The sequence below is a fragment of the Pseudomonas sp. HN11 genome (genome assembly GCF_021390155.1).
Lineage (GTDB): Bacteria > Pseudomonadota > Gammaproteobacteria > Pseudomonadales > Pseudomonadaceae > Aquipseudomonas.
Genome location: NZ_CP089985.1, coordinates 2,655,026 through 2,676,415, shown reverse-complemented (window position 1 = coordinate 2,676,415; position 21,390 = coordinate 2,655,026). Strand labels below are relative to the sequence as shown.

General features: G+C 58.6%; 22 protein-coding genes and 1 pseudogene. 12 read left to right on the top strand and 11 right to left on the bottom strand.

Translation table 11 applies throughout. The features are described 5' to 3' along the window. Positions 1 to 229: 229 nt before the first annotated feature. The 6 genes from LVW35_RS12165 (at position 230) to LVW35_RS12140 (ending at position 4,931) form a co-directional block, all read left to right on the top strand. A complete protein-coding gene (locus LVW35_RS12165; protein WP_233895757.1) occupies positions 230 to 679 on the top strand; it encodes a hypothetical protein in 450 nt (149 codons plus the stop codon). Continuing rightward, positions 679 to 1,230: an adhesin gene (locus tag LVW35_RS12160; protein ID WP_233895756.1), complete on the top strand. Its 552-nt coding sequence runs from the start codon at positions 679 to 681 to the stop codon at positions 1,228 to 1,230. The genes LVW35_RS12165 and LVW35_RS12160 overlap by 1 nt, the downstream gene beginning before the upstream one ends. A 65-nt stretch (positions 1,231 to 1,295) precedes the next feature. Then, on the top strand, positions 1,296 to 2,039 hold the full coding sequence (locus LVW35_RS12155; RefSeq protein ID WP_233895755.1) for a hypothetical protein: 744 nt from the start codon (positions 1,296 to 1,298) through the stop codon (positions 2,037 to 2,039). 75 nt (positions 2,040 to 2,114) lie between these two features. Beyond that, on the top strand, positions 2,115 to 2,795 hold the full coding sequence (locus LVW35_RS12150; RefSeq protein ID WP_233895753.1) for a C39 family peptidase: 681 nt from the start codon (positions 2,115 to 2,117) through the stop codon (positions 2,793 to 2,795). Between the two features lie 38 nt (positions 2,796 to 2,833). Beyond that, positions 2,834 to 3,577 carry a hypothetical protein gene (locus LVW35_RS12145; RefSeq protein WP_233895751.1) on the top strand — a complete coding sequence of 248 codons (744 nt, stop codon included), beginning with the start codon at positions 2,834 to 2,836 and terminating at the stop codon, positions 3,575 to 3,577. A 49-nt stretch (positions 3,578 to 3,626) separates the two neighbouring features. Further along, positions 3,627 to 4,931, top strand: coding sequence for a hypothetical protein (locus tag LVW35_RS12140; protein ID WP_233895749.1), 1,305 nt, complete (start codon positions 3,627 to 3,629; stop codon positions 4,929 to 4,931). Positions 4,932 to 4,995: 64 nt separating this feature from the next. Here the strand turns inward: LVW35_RS12140 and LVW35_RS12135 are convergent, their stop codons facing one another. Then, positions 4,996 to 6,321 carry a sigma-54 dependent transcriptional regulator gene (locus LVW35_RS12135; RefSeq protein ID WP_233895747.1) on the bottom strand — a complete coding sequence of 442 codons (1,326 nt, stop codon included), beginning with the start codon at positions 6,319 to 6,321 and terminating at the stop codon, positions 4,996 to 4,998. A 342-nt stretch (positions 6,322 to 6,663) separates the two neighbouring features. Here LVW35_RS12135 and LVW35_RS12130 point away from each other — a divergent pair, with 342 nt between their 5' ends. Then, entirely contained in the window at positions 6,664 to 6,924 is a 261-nt protein-coding gene (locus LVW35_RS12130) for a hypothetical protein (RefSeq protein ID WP_169375741.1), read from the top strand. 65 nt (positions 6,925 to 6,989) lie between these two features. Here LVW35_RS12130 and LVW35_RS12125 read toward each other — a convergent pair whose 3' ends face one another. Genes LVW35_RS12125 through gnd form a run of 3 tightly spaced genes read right to left on the bottom strand, consistent with a single transcriptional unit; the run spans position 6,990 to position 10,314 of the window. Beyond that, positions 6,990 to 7,814, bottom strand: a complete 825-nt coding sequence (locus LVW35_RS12125) for an HAD family hydrolase (RefSeq protein WP_233895746.1) — start codon at positions 7,812 to 7,814, stop codon at positions 6,990 to 6,992. Further along, positions 7,811 to 9,334: a glucose-6-phosphate dehydrogenase gene (zwf, locus tag LVW35_RS12120; protein WP_233895745.1), complete on the bottom strand. Its 1,524-nt coding sequence runs from the start codon at positions 9,332 to 9,334 to the stop codon at positions 7,811 to 7,813. The genes LVW35_RS12125 and zwf overlap by 4 nt, the downstream gene beginning before the upstream one ends. Beyond that, positions 9,331 to 10,314 carry a phosphogluconate dehydrogenase (NAD(+)-dependent, decarboxylating) gene (gene gnd, locus LVW35_RS12115; protein ID WP_233895744.1) on the bottom strand — a complete coding sequence of 328 codons (984 nt, stop codon included), beginning with the start codon at positions 10,312 to 10,314 and terminating at the stop codon, positions 9,331 to 9,333. The genes zwf and gnd overlap by 4 nt, the downstream gene beginning before the upstream one ends. 269 nt (positions 10,315 to 10,583) lie before the next feature. Here gnd and LVW35_RS12110 point away from each other — a divergent pair, with 269 nt between their 5' ends. The 4 genes and pseudogenes from LVW35_RS12110 (at position 10,584) to LVW35_RS12095 (ending at position 13,410) form a co-directional block, all read left to right on the top strand. Next, a complete protein-coding gene (locus LVW35_RS12110; protein WP_267924896.1) occupies positions 10,584 to 10,763 on the top strand; it encodes a DUF6026 family protein in 180 nt (59 codons plus the stop codon). A 161-nt stretch (positions 10,764 to 10,924) separates the two neighbouring features. After that, entirely contained in the window at positions 10,925 to 12,682 is a 1,758-nt protein-coding gene (locus LVW35_RS12105; protein WP_233895742.1) for a phosphoethanolamine transferase CptA, read from the top strand. Positions 12,683 to 12,858: 176 nt separating this feature from the next. Next, a pseudogene (locus tag LVW35_RS12100) lies at positions 12,859 to 13,046 on the top strand (hypothetical protein); the annotation flags it as partial. Between the two features lie 142 nt (positions 13,047 to 13,188). Continuing rightward, a complete protein-coding gene (locus tag LVW35_RS12095) occupies positions 13,189 to 13,410 on the top strand; it encodes a hypothetical protein (protein ID WP_233895741.1) in 222 nt (73 codons plus the stop codon). Positions 13,411 to 13,500: 90 nt separating this feature from the next. Here LVW35_RS12095 and LVW35_RS12090 read toward each other — a convergent pair whose 3' ends face one another. From LVW35_RS12090 to LVW35_RS12075, 4 genes are all read right to left on the bottom strand, one after another. Continuing rightward, positions 13,501 to 13,992, bottom strand: a complete 492-nt coding sequence (locus LVW35_RS12090) for a GNAT family N-acetyltransferase (protein ID WP_233895739.1) — start codon at positions 13,990 to 13,992, stop codon at positions 13,501 to 13,503. 159 nt (positions 13,993 to 14,151) lie between these two features. Next, a complete protein-coding gene (gene zapE, locus LVW35_RS12085; protein ID WP_233895738.1) occupies positions 14,152 to 15,252 on the bottom strand; it encodes a cell division protein ZapE in 1,101 nt (366 codons plus the stop codon). Positions 15,253 to 15,267: 15 nt separating this feature from the next. Beyond that, a complete protein-coding gene (locus LVW35_RS12080; protein ID WP_233895737.1) occupies positions 15,268 to 15,603 on the bottom strand; it encodes a nuclear transport factor 2 family protein in 336 nt (111 codons plus the stop codon). A gap of 52 nt (positions 15,604 to 15,655) precedes the next feature. Continuing rightward, entirely contained in the window at positions 15,656 to 16,372 is a 717-nt protein-coding gene (locus LVW35_RS12075) for a helix-turn-helix transcriptional regulator (protein WP_233895736.1), read from the bottom strand. A 159-nt stretch (positions 16,373 to 16,531) separates the two neighbouring features. On the opposite strand from LVW35_RS12075, the gene LVW35_RS12070 reads away from it, so the two are divergent. Continuing rightward, on the top strand, positions 16,532 to 17,578 hold the full coding sequence (locus LVW35_RS12070; RefSeq protein WP_233895735.1) for an aldo/keto reductase: 1,047 nt from the start codon (positions 16,532 to 16,534) through the stop codon (positions 17,576 to 17,578). A gap of 51 nt (positions 17,579 to 17,629) precedes the next feature. Here LVW35_RS12070 and pepN read toward each other — a convergent pair whose 3' ends face one another. Genes pepN through LVW35_RS12055 form a run of 3 tightly spaced genes read right to left on the bottom strand, consistent with a single transcriptional unit; the run spans position 17,630 to position 21,388 of the window. Beyond that, a complete protein-coding gene (pepN, locus tag LVW35_RS12065) occupies positions 17,630 to 20,287 on the bottom strand; it encodes an aminopeptidase N (protein WP_233895734.1) in 2,658 nt (885 codons plus the stop codon). A 13-nt stretch (positions 20,288 to 20,300) separates the two neighbouring features. Continuing rightward, positions 20,301 to 21,131, bottom strand: coding sequence for a DUF2797 domain-containing protein (locus LVW35_RS12060; protein WP_233895733.1), 831 nt, complete (start codon positions 21,129 to 21,131; stop codon positions 20,301 to 20,303). Then, positions 21,128 to 21,388 carry a YeaC family protein gene (locus tag LVW35_RS12055; protein ID WP_010210866.1) on the bottom strand — a complete coding sequence of 87 codons (261 nt, stop codon included), beginning with the start codon at positions 21,386 to 21,388 and terminating at the stop codon, positions 21,128 to 21,130. Before LVW35_RS12055 ends, LVW35_RS12060 begins: the two co-directional genes overlap by 4 nt. Positions 21,389 to 21,390 lie beyond the last annotated feature (2 nt).

Sequence of the window (21,390 nt, the reverse complement as noted above, 5' to 3'; positions counted from 1 at the left end):
TCTGTCCCGGTGTTTCACCACTGATACAGCCCAGTGAAGCGTCTGCGCAATGGCTGTATCGGTTCGCCCTGCAAAGGCGTTGTTTCATTGTTGAAACAACGCTGCGAGGACTTCGCCCCCCAATATCTTCAACACGTTGAATATCAACACAAAATAAAAAGCGGCACGGCTTCTGCTCTATCCCTTACAGCGCTGTTTAGGGTCAGCGTGAAGAATAAGGAATGCCGTCGTGAATACACTCACTCAAGGTTCGATGAACGTACTGCTGATCAGCTGTGTACTTACTGCCGGCATCAGTGTTCCGAGCCATGCGGGTGACGGCGTTATCGTGACCGGCCGCGATGTACAAGGGCACATGTACGGACGCCCTGCATTCGGCAAAGACCCCTACCCCACCACCGCCAACGCCAATCCAAGCCGCGAGATCCTGGGTTCCACCGGCGAGCTCAGTGACATGGACATCGGTGGCATCAGCAGCGGCTCAGGCATTACCCGCGCCATCATGCCCAACGGCAACATCCCTGGTTTGAATAACACCCAAGGCAGCGTGTCGACACTGGGTTCTGGCACCGCCGCCGGCCACGGTGCCGGCGCATCCATGGGCGGACAGATCAGCGACTCGATCCAGCGCGGCATGGCACCGTTGAACAACATCGGCAGCATGATGGGGGGCAAATAATGAAGCGTTCCGTGCTCCTTCTGGCCCTGCTGGGCAGCGCGGCGGTCATGGCCGACAACAGCGCCGTGATCAACAACAGCGGCCAAAGCTACAACGGCAACGTGATGATCAACCAGGCGGCGGGCAACCAGCAGCAAACCGCCAACAACCGCGCTGTCGCGCTCGGTGGCCAGGCCACTACCTCCAATATCCAGAGCATGGACGGCAAGGTCGACCCCTCTCTGAACGCCAAGGCCTCGATCGAGGGCACCTCTTTTACCAATGGCAACGGCATGTTGGGCATCAACCAGTCAGCCGGAGCCAATAACCAATCAGTCAATGCCGTGCGGATCAGCATCAACCCTGGCCCGCAAAGCATTGACGACAGCGTCCTGTTGCAACAGAACACGACGACGCTGGCAACCGACTCAGGGCTCACCCCCACCACTGGCAGCCGCCAGGTCGTGACCAGCGACCAGGCCTTCACCGGCAGCCGAGGAGTGATTCAGGTGAACCAGAGTGCCGGGGTGGGGAACCGAGTGGCTAACACCCTGGGCATCACTATCAAGTAACCGCTTGGTAGCACGTTAGACCGTACCAACACTTAACCCACTAATTAGAAGCAAGGAGAAACACCATGAAACCTCAAATGGCCCTGAAACCAATGGTTTTCGCTCTGGCCGCACTCATGGCTGCTGCTGCTCAAGCAGGTGGCTGGCACCCTGCGCCTCAACCAACCGGTGTCGTTGCCTCCGTGGTTACGGATGTGCAAAACAGCGCAGGCAACAAATTCGACGATACCAAAACCGAAAATAACGCCTCTGCCGACGGCTCGGTGACCGGCAACAGCGGTAACGTCGGTGTGAACGTCCAAGCCGGCAGCGGCAACCAGGCCGACAACTCTGGCGCCATTTCCAGCGCCAAAGGCGACTTCGCAACCGTATTCGCCGTGGTCGATGTGAATCAAAACAGCGGGCTGAACAACTTCGTCAACAAAGGCACTCAAAACAACGCCTCCCTGGACAACTCGGCTAACGGCAACTCCGGCAACCTGGGTTACAACGGCCAAGCCGGTCAAGGCAACCAAGGCAAAAACAACCTGGCAATCACCACTGCTGACGGTAAAAACATCGCAGCGGCCGCCAACACCGAGCAAAACTCGCTCGCCAACAGCTACCTCAACACCGCCGCCACCAGCTACGGTTATGGTCATGGCAGCAAGCCTCAATATGTCTCCAACAACTCCAGCCTCGACAACTCGGTTAACCGCAACTCCGGCAACGTAGGTGTAAACCTGCAATCCGGCGCCGGCAACCAAGGCAGCAACAGCCTGTCGATCGGCCAGGGTTGCAGCGTCTGCGCCAGCGGCGTGCGCTTCTGATGCAACGGGGCCTTGGCAACAAGGCCCTTTTTTATTCCCTGTTTTTTATATCAGTATCCAACAGGTCATACGATCATGCGCCTGGCGACCCTCACCCTCTTGATGCTGCTCACCGGTCCGACCTGGGCAGGCACTATGGCGATCTCCGCCATGCCTGGCGGCGCAGTCATCTACAAGAAGGTCGAGAGCATCCGTGAACGCCGGTTCGCAAACCTGGTGGAACAGAAAACCGATTTCAGCTGTGGTGCTGCGGCACTCGCCACCATCCTGCGTCAGGGCTATTGGCTCGACGTAGACGAAGACCACATCATCAAAGGCATGCTGGTCAATGCAGACCAGGACCTGGTCCGCACCCAGGGTTTCTCCATGCTGGACATGAAGCGCTACCTCGAAAGCATCGGCATGCGTGCCAGGGGCTACAAGATCGGACCAGAAACCCTGGTAACCGTGAAGATCCCTGTGGTGGTGTTGCTGGAAATTCGTGGTTACAAGCACTTCGTGGTGTTGCAGCGCGCGGACAAGGACTGGGTCTATATCGGCGATCCGGTGCTGGGCCATAAGCGTTACTCACACGACGACTTCGTCAAGGGCTGGAATGGCATCGTATTCGCCGTGCTGGGTGAAGGTTACGACAAGGCCAACGCCTTGCTCGACCCGCCCAGGCCACTGACCGCCAAGAACAAGATGAATGAGTTCAGGCCTGTCGGCGATGCCGAGTTGATGGACTTCGGTTTCATCCAGAGCGACTTCTTCTAAGAAGCGCAATAAGGGGCAGGACGCTCCAGGAGCAGAAGATGAACACTTCCCGTTGGCTGACGGTCTTGTGTCTGGCAGCCTCAATGCCCGCTCATGCTTCATCGGCGTTCAAACCGATCGAACTCAAGGACTCGGAAATGGCCGAGCTGCGCGGGCGCTATGTGATGCCGGGGCGGATTGTCAGCTTCGGTATTGTCATGAGCAGCACCTGGACCAATGCCGTGGGTGACACCATCACCGGCAAGGCCAGCATGCAAGTCGACTCTTCCACTATCACCCCACAATTCTACGTACAGACCACCGGTTCGACAGGTACGGGCACCAATCCGAATACGGGCACCGGTAACGTAAGCGCAGGGGCAGGCCTGGGCACCGGTTCGGGCGTGACCCAAAGCGTGCGCACCGCGGGTGACGGCAACACCGCTTACAACAATGTCGGCATCAACGTCACCGAGAACGGCTTCGCCCCCTCCAACGCCGTGCAATCCGGGAAAGTGCTGGTCGCTGGCGGTATTGTCACCGGAGACAGCGCGGCAGGTCGCGTGAGCGTATCGGCCAACAATGGCGGCCTGCAGATGGCGATCCAGGGCAATCACAACCAAGGCAATAGCCTCCAGCAGATCGGCGGCGGCCAAGTGCTGCAAGGCACAGTACTGACTGGCGATAGAAACTTCGTCGCCAACATGACCCAGCTCAACGTGGTGATGAATAACGGCCTGAACAACCCGGCACTGAACTGCAACTTGGATCAACTCAAAGGCCTACGCACTCTAGGTTATTGAACTACGCTGACCCTCGACACTTACGCATTAGAAAAGGACGGCTTATTTCATGCATCGATCGTTATCGCTACGTGCGGTGGTCTGTTTAAGTACGCTCTTGCCCGCATCAGTTCTGTATGCCGCGCCAGATGCTGATATCGAGACCCTCAAACGGGAGCTTCTGGAACTCAAGCAGCGGTACGAAGTGCAGCAAAAAGCCCTGGCGGTATTGGAGCAACGGGTGCGTCAAGTGGAGGATCAACCAGCGGCCCCACCACCGAAACGCCTGGCAAAATCCCCGGCGGATTTCCAGAAAGCCAGCGGCGCAACCGTCGCGGGCACCGGGGCGGCGGCAGCCTCAGGTGGTGCGGGCGGTGGCGGCAGTTCCTACGGCCAGTCGCTCAAGGATGATTCGGCGCCGGCGCAAAGCGTAAGCAACCTCTACAACGAAGCCAGTGGTTTCTTCGGCAATGGCAAGTTCAGCTTTGAAACCGGCGTCACCTATGCGCGTTACGATGCGCGTCAGCTCACGCTCAATGGTTTCCTGGCGCTGGATTCGATCTTTCTTGGCAATATCAATCTGGACCGGATCAAAGCGGATAACTGGACCCTCGATCTCACCGGTCGCTACAACCTCGACAACCGCTGGCAGTTCGATGTGAATGTTCCCGTGGTGTATCGCGAATCGACCTACCAGTCGGGCGGCGCCGGTAACAATGGCAACGCTACTTCCGAAGAGTCGGTCACCCGTGACCCAACCATCGGCGACGTCAACTTCGGCGTGGCCTACAAGTTCCTGGATGAAACCCCCACGCTGCCGGATGCGGTGGTGTCGGTTCGCGTCAAGGCGCCGACGGGGAAAGAACCGTTCGGCATCAAGCTGGTGCGCTCAACCGCCAACGACAACCTGTATGTGCCGGAAAACCTGCCGACCGGCAATGGTGTCTGGTCGATCACACCGGGGATCTCGCTGGTCAAGACCTTCGACCCGGCCGTGCTGTTTGGCTCGTTGTCCTATACCCACAACTTCGAAGAGTCGTTCGACGACATCAGCAGTGACGTCAACCAAAAGGTTGGCGGCAAAGTCAGCCTGGGCGACAGCTTCCAGCTCGGCCTCGGCGTAGCCTTTGCGTTGAACGAGAAGATGAGTATGTCGTTCTCGGTGTCCGACCTGATTCAGCGCAAGAGCAAGCTCAAGCCCGATGGCGGCGACTGGCAGTCGGTGGTGTCCAGCGATGCCAACGCCGGTTACTTCAACGTGGGCATGACGATTGCGGCGTCGGATAACCTGACGATCGTGCCGAACCTGGCGATCGGGATGACGGATGATGCGCCGGACTTTACGTTCAGCCTGAAATTCCCGTACTACTTCTAAACCTCACACAAGGAAAAGCCCCGCAACGATAAGGGTCGTTGCGGGGCTTTTCGGTTTACCCGCCCTAGCGGATCTGGTGTTTGTGCAGCAACCGGTAAAATGTGGGCCGGGAGATCCCCAGCACACGGGCCGCGACACTCAGGTTGTCGCTGTGCCGGTTGAGCACATCGCACAGCGCCTGACGTTCGGCGCGGTGCTTGTAGTCTTCCAGTGTAGCCATGGCCGGCGAAATTGCCTGCTGGCCGTGCAATCCCAGATCAACGGCTTCAATCTGGCGCCCTTCGGCCAATACCAGTCCGCGACGTACCCGGTTGGCCAGCTCGCGGACATTGCCCGGCCAAGCATGCTGACCCATGGCGACCAAGGCATCATCACTGAAGCTGCGTGGACGTCGGCCGGTTTCCTGGCTATAGAAGCGCGAAAAGTGGTTAGCCAACATCGCAACGTCACCATGACGCTCGCGCAAGGGAGCGGTGATCACTTGAAGCACATTGAGCCGGTAATACAAGTCTTCGCGAAAGCTACCCTTCGCCACGGCGGCTTCCAGATCGACGTGAGTCGCCGCCAGTACCCGCACATCCACGGGAATCGGCTGGCTGCCACCCACGCGTTCAATCTGTTTTTCCTGAAGAAAGCGCAGCAGATTGGCTTGCAGTTCCATCGGTAAATCGCCGATTTCATCAAGAAACAAAGTACCGCCATTGGCGGCTTCGATGCGCCCGACCTTGCGCTGATGGGCACCGGTGAATGCGCCCTTCTCATGGCCGAACAATTCGGATTGGATCAAGTGTTCAGGAATAGCACCACAATTGATCGCCACGAACGGCTTGGCGTGCCTCTGGGATTGGCGATGCAGGGTCTTGGCCACCAGCTCTTTACCGGTGCCGCTTTCGCCACGGATCAATACCGGGGATTCGGTGGGCGCCAGTTTGGAGAGCAGCTTGCGCAATTCGCGGATGGGCCGGCTTTCGCCCAGCAATTCATGTTCCGGCTCATCAACCTGCGCCTGGCCTTTGCCCCGCAAGCGAGCCATGCCAAAGGCCCGCCCCAGGGTGACCTGCACGCGGGAAACATCGAAAGGTAAGGTGTGGAAGTCGAAAAACCACTCGCAAACGAAATCACCGACGTTCTGCAAGCGCAGCACATCGTGGCTGAGCACGGCGATCCACTCAGCGCCGCTTCGGCCGATCAGTTCCTTGACCGCTTCCGGACGTTCCAAGTGATAGGGCTGCAGACGCAGCAGGCCGACGTCACAGGAGCGGTCACCGACCGCTTCCAAGGTGCAACTGTCGACCTCCCACCCCGCCGTGCGTAAACCGGGCAGCAGCCCGTGACAGTCGGCACAGGGATCGACCACTAGCAACCGGCGTTGAACGGGGGGTATACCCATGACTGTTCCTTGGCGTCAAAATTGTTAAAGTTATTTAGAAACAACAGTTTGTGACGTCTGTCGCTAACCCTAGCAAGATCTTGACGCGGCCCTTGTAACGTTTCGCTATAAGTCGGGGCAAAAAACCACCTCTGGCTGTTTGCACCACAAAAGTTACGGGTTGCCGGAACTTTCAATCAGCTTTTAAAACAGCCGCTTACATGACGTTAATCACTAAAAGCCGAAAATAGTTGCTCTAACATGTGACCCGTACCCCGCCATCGCGCATCAGTACAAGTAACCCGCCGCACGGTCAGCCCAACCGCCGGCACTCACTTGAATGGGCAATGAGAGAGAACCCACATGAACGCCCCGCTCCGCATCAACGAAGCTCTTTTGATCGCAGACCGTGCTTTCCAACCCTTTCAGTGCGTGGCCTGGCACGATGGCAACGGCGCCCTGAGCCTGAGCGTCATCGACCGCACCAATACTCGGATCGGCAGTAAACAACTGTCGTCGAGTGCTTATACCGACCCGGCGCAGTTGGAAAACTTGCTGTTGCAAGCCCGTGCCGAGCTCGATAAAGATGGCTACCAGTTGCAATCCTGGGCAATGCCGAAGTAATCGGCACTGTAACTTGCACTCATGGCGTTAGATGAGTGCAAGTTCAGTGTCAGATCGCGCGAAGCTTATTGAGCGGCCAGAATAAACCGCTCGATTGCCTCTGCCGCACCGTCATCGACATTGCTACCGGTTACTACGTTAGCCTGGCGTTTGACAGTTTCTTCCGCCTGCCCCATGGCGATCGACAAACCCGCCACGTGAAACATTGCCGGGTCATTGCCGCCATCGCCAATAGCGGCCGTCCGCTCCAAAGGCACCCCAAGATGCGCCGCCAGGGTCTTCAAGGCCTCACCCTTGTTGGCCAGCATCGCGGTCACATCCAGGTAAACCGGCTGTGAACGAGAGACATGAGCCAGCCCCTGCACCTTGGGCTGCAACTGCGCCTCCAGCTCCACCAGCAACTGCGTGTTGTTGCTGGCAGCGACGATTTTGTCGACCCGGTCCAGGTAGGGCTCGAAACTCTCCACCACTACCGGCCCGTATCCCAGGCCATCGGCTTCACGCTGCTCCATCGGTCCTGGCGGGTCACGGCGTAGCCAGTCGCCATCGGCAAATACCCACACTTCCACGTCCGGTTCCGCCGAAAACAGCGCCAGGGTCACCAGCGCCGCTTCCGCCGGCAGATGGTGGGCAACCAGGATGCTGCCATCCGGGTTGATCAACGTGCCACCGTTAAACCCGGCTACCGGCACATTGATGCCGAAGGTTTCGATCAGGTGCAGCATGGCCTTGGGTGGTCGCCCGCTGGCCAGGCTGAAAAACACCCCCGCATCACGCAACGCAAGCACTGCATCGGCGGTTCGCTGGCTGAGGCTGTGATCCGGATGCAGCAAGGTGCCATCTACGTCACTGAGGATAAAACGGATAGGATGAATCGCCGCGTCACTCATCCGAGGCTATGCCAGGTGCGACCGTCACGGGCCAGCAAGGCGTCGGCCGCAGCCGGGCCGTCTTCACCGGCTTTGTAGGTCTGGATCCCGTCGTCTTCCTTCCATGCATCGAGGAACGGCTGCACCGCACGCCAGCCGTTCTCGATATTGTCCGCGCGCTGGAACAAGGTCTGGTCGCCGGTCATGCAATCGTAGATCAGCGTTTCGTACCCCGTCGACGGCTGCATTTCGAAGAAGTCCTTGTAGGCAAAACCCAGCTGGATATTGGCCATGTCCAAGGTCGGCCCAGGCCTTTTCGCCAGCAGGTCAAACCACATGCCTTCATTGGGCTGAATCTGGATCTTCAAGTAAGTGGGCTTGAGTTCATCCACCTCGGTGTCGCGAAACTGTGCGTACGGCGCAGGCTTGAAGCAGATCACGATTTCGGTGTCGCGCACACTCATGCGCTTGCCGGTACGCAGGTAGAACGGCACGCCGACCCAGCGCCAGTTGTCGATCATCACCTTGAGGGCGACGAAGGTTTCGGTACTGCTGTCAGGCGCCACGTTGGGTTCTTCGCGATAACCCGGCAGTGCCTTGCCGCCGATTTCACCGGCGGTGTACTGGCCGCGTACCGAATTGGCGCGTGCATCTTCCAGAGACCAAGGGCGGACCGCACCGATCACCTTGGCTTTTTCACCGCGAACAGCGTCGGCGCCAAAGGCAGCGGGCGGCTCCATGGCCACCATCGCCAGCAACTGGAACAGGTGGTTAGGCACCATATCGCGCAGCGTGCCGGTCTTCTCGAAGAAGTTGCCACGGGTTTCAACGCCGACGGTTTCGGCGGCGGTGATTTGCACGTGGTCAATGTAATGGTTGTTCCAGAACGCTTCGAACAGCACGTTGGAGAAACGGCTGATCAGGATGTTCTGCACCGTCTCCTTGCCCAGGTAATGGTCGATGCGATAAATCTGCTTCTCGCTCATCACCTTGAGCAAGCTGGCGTTCAACGCTTGCGCGGTGGCCAGGTCCGAACCAAAGGGTTTCTCGATCACCACGCGGCGGAAACTGTCATCGGTTTCCGTCAGCAGGCCGGCACTGCCAAGGCGCTGCACCACGTCACTGAAGAAACGCGGCGCGGTGGCCAGGTAGAACACCGCGTTGCCGGTGCCGCTGTCGGCGATTTTCCTGCCGATGTCGGCATAGGTGCTGTCGTCAAGGAAGTCGCCCTCGACGTAGCTGATGCCCTTGGCCAATTGCGCCCACAATTGAGGGTCGAGGGCATTCTCACCGTTGCCCTTGACCTTGCTCGCGGCCTCGGTGCGAATGAAGTCCTCGAGCTTCTTGGCGAAATCGGCGTCGCTGATAGCGTTGTGATCAACCCCAACGACGCGCAGGCCATCGCCCAGCAGACCATCCCGGCTGAGGTTGTACAGCGCCGGCATCAGCAAGCGCTTTACAAGGTCACCATGGGCACCAAACAGAAACAGGGTGGTTGGCGGAGCGGGTTCGGCCTTGAGTTTCTTGCCGTTGGCGGTCATTTTTTGGATGTCTCCACGTGACCGCCAAAGCCGAAGCGCATGGCAGAAAGCATTTTGTCACCGTAGGTACTTTGCTGACGCGAGCGGAAGCGTGCAAACAGCGAAGTAGACAGCACCGGCACTGGCACAGCTTGTTCCATGGCCGCCTCGATGGTCCAGCGGCCTTCGCCGCTGTCGGCCACGGAGCCAGAGTAACCGTCGAGTTTCGGGTCGGTGGCCAGGGCGTCGGCGGTCAGGTCCAGCAGCCAGGACGAGACCACACTGCCACGGCGCCAGACTTCGGCGATATCGGCCACATTGAGGTCAAAGCGCTGGTCTTCCGGGAGGTTTTCCGAGTTCTTGGTCTTGAGGATGTCAAAACCTTCGGCGAACGCCTGCATCATCCCGTATTCGATGCCGTTGTGGATCATCTTGACGAAGTGACCGGAACCCGCCGGGCCGGCATGGATATAGCCCTGCTCCGCGCGCGGGTCAGCGCTGGCGGAGCGGTCCTTGGTACGCGGGATGTTGCCCAGGCCCGGGGCCAGGCTCTTGAAGATCGGATCGAGGCGCTGCACGGTTTCGGCGTCGCCACCGATCATCATGCAGTAGCCGCGCTCCAGGCCCCAGACGCCGCCGGAGGTGCCGACGTCAACATAGTGCAGGCCTTTTTCCGCCAAGGCCCTGGCCCGGCGAACGTCATCCTTATAGTTGGTGTTGCCGCCGTCGATGATTGCATCACCGTTTTCCAGCAGCGTGCTCAATTCATTGATGGTGTCTTCGGTCGGTGCGCCGGCCGGCAGCATCACCCACACAGTGCGCGGCTTTTGCAGCCCGGCAACCAGGGCCTCGAGGTCGGCAACACCGGTGGCGCCCTCTTCGCTCAGGCCTTTTACAAATGCTTCGTTACGGTCGTAAACAACGGTGGTATGCCCATTGAGCATCAGGCGCCGTGCAATATTCCCGCCCATGCGGCCTAGTCCGATAATCCCCAGTTGCATGTGCTGATGCTCCTAACTACTAAAAAATGTGTGACATAGTTTATAGCGCAATGAGGCTAATGAGGGTTAGTCCAGAGCGGATCCATGTAGTTTCATGACAAAAATCAGCTATCATTTCACCATCATGACGAGAAAAGTCACACGACCACCAAAAATAAAAAAGTTCCATTACTCGCAAAAAGAATTCAGAATTGTCCTGACTGCTGCCGAGAACCTCGACTCAAGCGTTCTGGCACACCGCGACACACTGGCTATTTGCGAGGTAAGCAATGAGCACTGCACAGATGACACGTCCTCCACAGACCCTCTACGTCAATATTCGACGCGACGAGTTGCGCCAGTTGAAAGACGAACGCGAACAGCTGCAGCAGGAAGTCCTGCGCCTTCGTTCGCACATCATCCAAGCCCAGTTGGAGCAGCCTTCCGGCGCCCAGCCTGCGCTCTGCTAAGCCCGGCCATCGCTTTGTAAGATAACCGCTACAAAAATCTCACAAAGTTTTCACATCACTCTCCCGATACTCCCGCCCCCAAGGGCCACCCCATGCAAGGGTGGCCTCTGTTGCGTGCAGCTCTGCGCGCCGACTGAAAAATTACCGGGTTGGAGCGCTGGATGGCGATGTTCGAACGCAGCACCAAGTCTGCGAAAGGCTTTGATTGGGCCGGCCTTGGTTGGCTGTTCCTGTTTTTCTGGTATTTCTCGGGTATTACCCAACTGCTGATTCAACTCAGCGGCACAGCCGGTTTCAGTGGCTTTCGCCAAGCATTCTTCATGAGCGCGATCTGGCTGGCACCGCTGCTGATATTCCCCCGTCGCACGCGCTTGCTCGCCGCCTTGATCGGCGTGGTGCTGTGGGCCTGCTCGATGGCCAGTCTGGGTTATTTCTTCATTTATCAGCAGGAGTTTTCCCAAAGCGTCATCTTTATCATGTTCGAGTCGAACATCTCTGAGGCCGGTGAATACGCCACCCAATATTTCGCCTGGTGGATCGTGCTGGCGTTCATTGCACACACCGCCGTGGCTATTTTTCTATGGACCCGCGTACGGCCGGTGTACCTGCCGCGCGGCCAGGCCCTGTTGGCGGCAACGGCGATTCTGGTGGCGATTATCGGTTACCCGCTGGTCAAGCAGATCGCCCGCAGCGACACCTTGGACGATGCGATGGACCGCTTTGAGTCGCGCATCGAACCGGCCGTGCCGTGGCAGATGATCGTTGCCTACCGCCGCTACACCGAGCAGTTGGACAACATGCAAGGCATGCTCGACAGCGCCAGCCAGATCCCGCCCCTGACTAACCTCAAGGACACCATGGCCGGCCAGCCGTCGACTTTGGTACTGGTCATCGGCGAATCCACCAACCGCCAGCGCATGAGCCTCTATGGCTACCCGCGCAACACCACGCCGGAGCTGGACAAACTGCGCGACCAACTGGCCGTCTTCGATAACGTCATCACGCCGCGCCCCTACACCATTGAAGCGTTGCAACAGGTACTGACCTTCGCCGACGAAGAGAATCCAGACCTGTACCTCAAGACGCCGTCGATTGTCAGCGTGATGAAACAGGCTGGTTACAAGACCTACTGGATCACCAACCAGCAGACCATGACCAAGCGCAACACCATGCTCACGACTTTCTCAGAGCAGGCTGACGAGCAGGTGTACCTGAACAACAACCGCAACCAGAACGCCCGCCAATACGATGGCGATGTGCTGGAACCCTTCTCCAAAGCCCTGGCCGACCCGGCCGAGCGCAAGTTCATTGTGGTGCACCTGCTGGGCACTCACATGAGCTATCAATATCGTTACCCGCCTACGTTCGACAAATTTACCGACCGCCAAGGCGTGCCGGCGGGTGTGAGTGACGATCAACTGCCGACTTACAACAGCTATGACAACGCGGTGCTGTACAACGACTTCGTGGTGTCGAGCCTGATCAAGGACTACGCCAAGACCGACCCCAACGGCTTCCTGCTGTACTTGTCGGACCATGGCGAAGATGTATTCGACTCCGCCGGCCACGCCACCCTGGGGCGTAACGAAGGCAAGCCGACAGCGCCGATGTACACCATCCCTTTCATGGCCTACGCCTCGCCGAAATGGCGTGAAACCCACGACTGGAGTTTCGCCGGTGACTTGCAACGGCCTTACAGCAGTTCGCAGTTGATTCACACGTGGGCGGACCTTGCCGGACTGAGTTTCAATGAGCTGGACCGTACGAAAAGCCTGGTGAGCGACAGCTTCACGGCGCGCCCACAGATGATCGGCAACCCTTACTTGCGCCAACAGAAGCCTCTGATCGATTTCAGCCTGATCAAACCGAAAAAGGCCAGTTCGACGGATGTCGTGCTTCAGGAAAAACCGGCGCCGTAACAGAAAGATAACAATCATTCTCGTTCAAACCTAAAGTCCCCCTCTCCTTTCGTCTTTTAACCAAGGCCTTTTCCGACCGAAAAGGCCGCAAAGACAACAAGGGGTCTTCCGCGATGTTCGCGCCTTTAGCCGTTCCATGCCCCTCACCCTCGGCCTATTCAGCGTGGTTGCCGGGGAAGGTCAACCAACAGGCCCACGCCGTGGTTAACCTGATATCGCGCTACCCATTCGATGAACATCTTTCGGCGTCACTTAACGTCAATAATCTATTTGATAAAAATATTACGAACATGTCGGCTTTTATAATGGCGTGTATTGGAGAGACCCGCGCTCCTTCACGCTTGCATTGGTTTGGCAGCGCTAAGCGCCCGAGCCAGAGTTAACGAAATCGTTAACTTTCGATCAGCGTTACGTTAATTCCCACTTAATAAAATCCCTACAAGATCACCCCATGAATCTGATCAAGGAGCGAGCGGATATCGATTACTCTTAATGGGAACACCGCCATGAAACTTTCAACCTTGATGCTTGCCAGCCTGATGACCCTGACCTCCGTCGCCGCCTTTGCAGAAGGCGGTTCGGAGCGCTCGAAGGAGTTCTACAACAACTTCACGTTCATGCAGCAAGAGACCCACGGCGCCGCTGAACAAACGGCATTGGCCGATGGAAAGAACGCGACACAAGAGACTGTCGAGAAATCAACTGCCGAGCAACAACCGAATACTTGATTCACCCGTACTACCCTTTACCATCCTGCTCCTATGGCTAAGGTTTACTTGGCGTCATCTAATGGCGCCTTTTTTTTTGCCTATCGTTTATTAAAGCGTTTTGCTCCAGAACAACATGCGCCCATGGGTTGGATCAAATATTGAATCGTCAAAGCCAAACTTTCGATATGCCGACTGAGCCACGCCATTACCTTCCAACACCTCCAGGGTGATTTTGCAGCAGCCGCGCTGCCGGGCAATTTCCTCGACCTTCTGCAGCATTTTCTGGCTCAGCCCCAGGCCACGAAAAGGCCCCATCACCACCACGTCGTGGACGTTGACCAAAGGGCGGCAGGCAAAGGTGGAGAAGCCTTCAAAGCAATTCACCAGACCCGCCGGCTCACCGCCCACAAACGCCAGCACGCTGAACGCATGGGGACGCTTGGCCAGTTCGCCCGGCAATTGCTGCAGAAGGTCGGCAGACAGGCTGCGGCCCCCGCCCATAGGGTCTTCGGCATAATGGTTGAGCACGCGGCCAATAGCTTGCGCATGCACGGGATTGGTGTAGCTGGCTTGCAGCACCAGGATATCCGGGGTGTCCATTTCCATCCTCGATCGCGTCTTCCTGTGAGGGGCACGATTGTAAGCGTGGAGCAGGCGCCAGATGAAGGAGATTAACTACAAAAACGCGCATGAAAACGCAAAGGTCAATCGATTGAAAAAAACGCAGTCAGCCTAATACGGCATTTATTCCCACAGGCCTTAGCCGAAACGCTGCAGCTGCATTTCTTTCAGGCGGCTCAGCGTCCGGCGGAAGGGAAATTCAAGGTAGCCGTCGGTATAGAGGCGTTCCAGCGGCACCTGTGCCTCGATGAACAGCGGCACCTTACGGTCGTAGCACTCGTCCACCAGGGCGATGAACCGACGCACACTGTCATCGTGCACCGACAACTCCGGCAATTCGCGATCACCCGCCTCCACGCGCTGTGCGCCATCTTCGGTTCCTCGGGCAATTCGGCCAGGGCGTTTTTGCGCGCTGAGGTTGGGCACTTCACCCAGCAGGATCGCCTTGAAGCGATCGCACAGCAGCATGAAATCCATCGCCGACAGGGGTTGCTCGCACAGGTCGGCGTAATTGCACCAGAGCACTGTTTCGCTGGACATCGCAACGATCGAGCGATGCCCGACAGTCACCGGCCCACTCTGCGCCGCCTGCCCTTGCGCCAATTGCTTGAATACACCGGCCAGCGCGTCGGGTTGATTGACCCAATAGCGCTGAAACGCCATGCCTGGGTGCAAGCGGTGATCCTCTTCCCCGTCCACCTCCACCACTTGCATATGCTGTTCTATTGCCGCGATGCCCGGCAAAAAACGCTCTCGGTTGAAGCCATCGGCGTACAACTGCCGAGGCGGTTGATTCGATGTACAGACCATCACCATGCCTTCCTCGAACATCACCTGAAACAGGCGCCCCAGGATGATCGCGTCACCGATGTCATTGACAAACAGCTCATCGAAGCACAGCACGCGCACTTCCCTGCTCAGCTCGCGCGCCAGGGCCTGCAAGGGGTCATGGGTGCCTGTCAGTTGGAACAGACGTTGATGCACCCACACCATGAAGTGATGAAAGTGCTGGCGCCGCGCAGGCGCCTGCAGGCTCTGATAGAACTGGTCCATCAGCCAAGTCTTGCCACGCCCCACTGGCCCCCACAGGTAGACGCCGGTGATCGGCGCACGCCCTCGATGCAGGGCTTCATGGCAGGCTTGCAGAGCGTCGACCGCTCGACGCTGGGCGTCGTCGGCAACGAAACCCGGTTGAGCAATGGCGTATTGGTAGGCAGCGAGGGGCGAGTCGAAAGTCATGCCCGTCAGTATGACCTACTGGGAAATGTCCAGCCGCGAAATCTTACCCTGCTCGTTCAATCGAAAGGTGTAGCGCAGCTCCAACGGGCTTCCGGGAAAATTACCCGATACCACATTACTGACCAGCACCTTGCCCGTTCGGTGTTGCACCTTGAGCACTTCGACCCGCGGCTGGTAGCGGCGCGCGGTGTCTTCCATCCAGCGTGCGATGGCTAGGGTGCCGACTTGATGCTGCCCCTCATCGAACACGTTGGCGTCGTCGGCAAAACAATGGGCGACAGCCGAGGTGTCACGGGTGTTGGCGGCTTCGAGATAGGCCATGATGGCCGGTGCCAACTCAGGGATAGACATGGCACAGCTCCTTTCTTGGTGATTTGTGACGCCATGCTAATCCAGGGTTGTGTCAGTTTTTGTCAGGAGTGAACGACCCGGATTCATTCTGTTCCATCACCTTGCGCCAGGCCCGTAGCCAATCACTGCGCCGCCCCGGATAACGCTCGCCATGGGTTTGGACACTCGCCACACGGTCAGTGCGGAAGGTGCGATACGCACCCCGCAATTCACACCAGGCGACGATCACCCGCACTTCATTCAGAAACCCCAAGGCCAGTGGCCAAATCAGGCGTTGGCTCTGGGTCTGGCTGGCGTCCGCGTAATCGATATGCAACTTGGCCTGGTTGCGAATGGCCTCGCGAAACACATTCAGCGGGACTCGGTTTTCCGGATAGCCGAACCCTGGCGGGCCGGGCAATACCGTTGGGTTGTGCAAGGCTTCCTGCGCGGCCGGGTCGAGCACATCGGCGATTTTCGCCAGGGCATTGGCGGCGGCGCGGCTGAGCACGTCATCACCGCGTTGATCCACGTAACGCAAGCCGAGCACGATAGCCTCGGTTTCCTCGGCGTTCAGCATCAAGGGCGGCAGAAACAGGCCGCTTCGCAACACATATCCGACTCCGGCTTCGCCGAAAATCGGCGCGCCTAATGCAGTCAATTCGGCGATGTCGCGGTACAGCGTACGCTCGGACACCTCGAGCTGCGCCGCCAGCACGGCAGCCGTCACCGGGCGCTTCTTGCCCCGCAAGGCCTGGAGCAAAGTCAGTAGACGAGTGGTACGCGACACGGGAAGGCCTGCCGAGAAAGAAAAAGTGACGCAGCTTAGCAGAGCCCCCTGTCAGAAAACGTCAGCAGTAAAAAAGCCCCTTGACCGAATACATTACCGAGATCATATTAAATACATGTTACCAAACATGTAAGAAATCACTGCCTCAGGAGTCCTTGTATGCGCAATAAAGTCTTTGGCCGCCGCAGCGGTCTGCAAGTATCTGAACTGGCTTTGGGCACCGGTAATTTCGGTACGGGTTGGGGCCATGGCGCCGAGCGCGATGAAGCCAAGCAGATCTTTGACGGCTACCTTGAAGCCGGCGGCAACTTCCTCGATACCGCCAATGGCTATCAGTTTGGCCAGGCCGAAAAACTGCTGGGGGAATTTATCGCCTCCGAACGCGACAACCTGGTGGTAGCCACCAAGTACACCCTGCGCACCCAACCGTCCGATGAAGGCACGATCAGGCTGGGCAACAATCGCAAGAACCTGGTTCGCTCGGTGGAAGAAAGTCTCAAGCGTTTGAACACCGACCGCATCGACCTGCTCTGGGCGCACATGAGCGACAATGTCACGCCCATGGAAGAAATCCTGCGTGGCCTTGACGATCTGGTTCGCGCGGGCAAGATCCACTATGCCGGCCTCTCCAACTTCCCTGCGTGGCGCATTGCCCGCGCCGACCTGTTGAGCGAAGTGCGCAGTTTCGCGCCAATCATCGGCATCCAGGTGGAATACAGCCTGGTCGAGCGCAGCGCCGACCGCGAGCTGCTGCCGATGGCCGAAGCGCTGGGGCTGGCCGCCACGCTGTGGTCGCCTCTGGGCGGCGGCTTCCTGACCGGCAAGTACCGCAGCACCCAGGACGACAACCGCGCCAACAAACTCGGGATCCTGGTGCACGCCGAGCACAGTGCCCGCGAAACCGCCGTATTGGACACCCTGCTGGCGGTCGCCGCCGAAGTTGACGCCTCCCCGACCCACGTTGCCATCGCCTGGCTACGGGAGAAAGCGCGGCGCTCTACCACCGCACTGATCCCAATCCTGGGCTCGCGCACCCGCGCCCAACTGGACAGCACCTTAGGCGCATTGCATGTGCAACTGTCAGCCGAGCAAGTCACCCGGCTCGACAACGCCAGCGTCATACCGCTAGGTGTCCCGCATGGCATCATCGCGGAGCGTTTCCCTATCGATATCGGCCTGGACACCCCTCGCCCGCCGGTTATCTGAGGCAAAAAAAACGGCCTGTTGAACAGGCCGTTTCTTATTCAGCGATCTGGCTTAAGCCAGGCTCTTGCTGACCACTTCGAACACATCGCTCGACAGCTCGCCAGACCCACGAATGCGCTCCAGCTCCGCCTTCATCAGCGCCTGGCGTGCGCTGTCGTATTTACGCCAGCGGGTCAACGGCGCCAATTGACGCGAAGCAATCTGCGGGTTGAAGCCATTGAGTTCGATCACCAGGTCCGCCAGGAAGCGATAACCCGAACCGTCCGCGGCATGGAAGTTGATCAGGTTCTGCCCAGCAAACGCGCCGATCAAAGCACGCACCTTGTTCGGATTCTTGAGCGTGAACGCCGGGTGCTCCATCAACGCCTTGACCCGTTCCAGCCCGCCCGGCAAAGTGCTCCCGGCCTGCACGCTGAACCATTGGTCCATGACCAACGGGTTGTCCTTGAAGTTCTCGGCAAACACCGCCAATGCCTGGGCTTTCTCTGTCTCGAATGGCGAATTCACCAGCACTGCCAGCGCGGTCAGGCGCTCGGTCATGTTGTCGGCAGTGTCGAACTGTTCAATGGTCGCCGCCAACACTTCCGGCTTGCCACTGAGCATCAAGTACGACAAGGCAATGTTCTGCAATGCGCGACGGGCAAAGTGCTCGGCCGCCGCCACATAAGGCGTTTGCTTGGACAGCTCGCGATTGGCCTGGTAACGCAGCCAAAGCGCCTCGTGCAGGTTCTCCGACAGCTGCTTGCGAGCAAACTCACGGGCTGCGTGGATGGCATCCACGTCCGCCACCTCGCTGATTTCCGTCAGATAGGCTTCACCCGGCAACGACAGCATTTCCGCAACCATGGCCTGGTCCAGGCTTTCGTCGCTCAACACACTGCGCAGCGCGCTGATCAAGCGCTGATCCATGTGAAACGCCTGGCCCTGTTGGTGCTGGGCGATCAGTTCCTGCAACACCTGCACCGACAACTGCTGGCCGGCATCCCAACGGTTGAAACCATCGCTGTCGTGCTGCATCAGGAACATCAGTTGATCGCGGTTGTACGGGAAGCTCAGCTTCACCGGCGCCGAGAACCCGCGCAGCAGCGAAGGCAATGGCTGCTCTGGGATATCGACGAAGGTAAAGGTCTGCTCGGCCTCGGTCACCGAGATCACGCGCGACGAAGCACCAGCGGCCGCTTCACCAGCCAGGCGCAAGGCGATGCCCGCGCCCTTCCCGTCGAGCAACCCCAGTTCCACCGGAATCACGAACGGCAGTTTTTCCACCTTGTCCGGGGTTTCCGGGCAGCTTTGGCGGAAGGTCAGGCTGTAGGTTCTGGCCGCAGCGTCATAGGACTCGCTCACCGCCAGACGCGGCGTACCCGCCTGACTGTACCAGCGCTTGAACTGGGTCAGATCGGCGCCGTTGGCATCTTCCATGGCCTTGACGAAATCGTCGCAGGTCACGGCCTGGCCGTCATGGCGCTCGAAGTACAGGTCGCTGCCTTTGCGGAAGCCTTCGGCACCGAGCAAGGTGTGGATCATACCCACTACTTCCGAGCCCTTTTCGTACACGGTCAACGTGTAGAAGTTGGAAATTTCGATAAAGCTGTCCGGGCGCACCGCATGAGCCATCGGGCCGGCATCTTCGGCAAACTGGTGGGTACGCAGGTAGGCCACATCCTGGATACGCTTGACCGTCGCCGAGTTCATGTCGGCGGAGAAGCCCGAATCACGGAACACAGTGAAGCCTTCCTTGAGCGACAGCTGGAACCAGTCGCGACAGGTCACGCGGTTGCCCGACCAGTTGTGGAAGTATTCGTGGGCAACGATGGCCTCGACCCGCTGGTGCGCGGCGTCGGTGGCGGTTTCGGCGCGGGCCAGCACGGCGCTGGAGTTGAAGATGTTGAGGCCCTTGTTTTCCATGGCGCCCATGTTGAAGTCGTTCACCGCGACGATCATGAAGATATCGAGGTCGTACTCGCGACCGTAGGTTTCTTCGTCCCAGCGCATGGATTTTTTCAGGCTGGTCATGGCGTGCTGGCACTTGTCGATATTTTCCGGCTCGACGTAGATGCGCAGCGCAACCTCGCGGTTGGTCATGGTGGTGAAGGTGTCTTCGACACACCACAGATCACCGGCCACCAGGGCAAACAGGTACGCCGGCTTCTTGAACGGGTCTTCCCAGGTCGCCCAGTGGCGGCCATCTTCACCGGGACCGCTGGCGATCGGGTTGCCGTTGGACAGCAGGATCGGATAGCGATGTTGCTCAGCGATCACCGTGGTCGTGAAGGTGCTCATCACGTCCGGGCGGTCGAGGTAGTAAGTGATCTTGCGAAAGCCTTCAGCCTCGCACTGGGTGCAGAACATGCTGCCGGATTTGTACAAGCCTTCCAGGGCCGTGTTGGTTTCCGGGTGGATTTTCACCGTGGTGTCCAGGGTAAAGGTCGCACTGTTCGGCTGCACCGTCAGGTGGCGGTCGGTCAGTTGGTAGTCATCAGCGCCGAGTGCCTGGTCGGCAAGGTTGACGCTCAACAGCTCAAGCTGCTGGCCGTCCAGCACCAACGGCGGCAAACCGGCGCCGCGCTCAGGGTTGCGGCGCATCACCAGCTGCGCGTGGACCAGGCTGTGGTCCTCGAACAACTCGAAGGTCAGGTGCGTCTCGTCGATCAGGTAGTCTGGCGCCTGATAGTCCTTCAGGTAGATCATCTTCGGTTGTTCGGTGCGCATGGGGGGCATCCTTCTACTGATGCACGGCGAGCTGGTAGGCCGTGTACTTACGAATGTTGATAACGCCGGTATCGAAGATCAGGTATTGGCCCTTGATCCCCAGCAGCGTGCCTTCGGCAATCGGGTTCTTGTCCAGGTTGAAGCTGACGATCTTGGTGGGATATTGCTCTACCGGGTAGCGGATTTCGATCGGTTCGATGTCGGCAATGGTTTGGATGGCCTGCAGGCCAAAGCGTTCCTGCAAACTCAGCAGGCCCTCGGCGCAGGAGGCGAACAACTCGTCACGGACCTGCTTGAGGTCGACGGACTGGGCGTCGCCCTTGAGCAGCGCGCGCCAGTTGGTCTTGTCGGCCACCTGGCTGCGGAACAGGTCTTCGACAAAACCGGACTGCTGGCGGGTCGCCACGCGCATGATCGGCAGCGCCTGGCTCGCACCCTGGTCCAGCCAGCGCGTCGGCAACTGGGTAGCGCGGGTGATACCGACCTTGATCCCCGACGAATTCGCCAGGTACACCACATGGTCGGTCATGCAGAATTTCTCGCCCCAGCCCGGATCGCGGCAGGTGCCGGCATCGTAATGGCAACGCTCGGGGCTCATGATGCACAGATCACACTGGGCCAGCTTGGTCATGCAGGGGTAGCAGTAGCCCTGGCTGAAGCTGGTCTTGGTCTTGCGGCCGCAATGGCTGCAATGGATGGCACCGAGGTATTCCAGGCGCACGTGAGTGCCGATCAACGGATTGACCGGCACCTCGGCACCACCTAGACGAAACGCGTATTGAACGGTCGGCTCACCGAGTTGCGCCGACATTTTGCTGACTGCACCGCGGCCAATTTCGATCAATGGATCGCATCCGACTTGAACAGGATGTTCGGCACCGGCGCGGACTTGGACGCGCATTCCTGCGGGCCCATGTAGCCGGTGCGCTGGTCTTCCGGCAGGTTCTGGATTTCCCAGGCAATCATGGCTTGCAACGACAGCTCACGCTGTTCGGCGGAAAGCTTGCGGCCATCGGACCACTTGCCGATTTCCACAGCGAGCTTGAGGCTCTCGTAGATGTCCGGCGTGATGTTTTCGATCATTTCAGCAAAAGAGGACATGA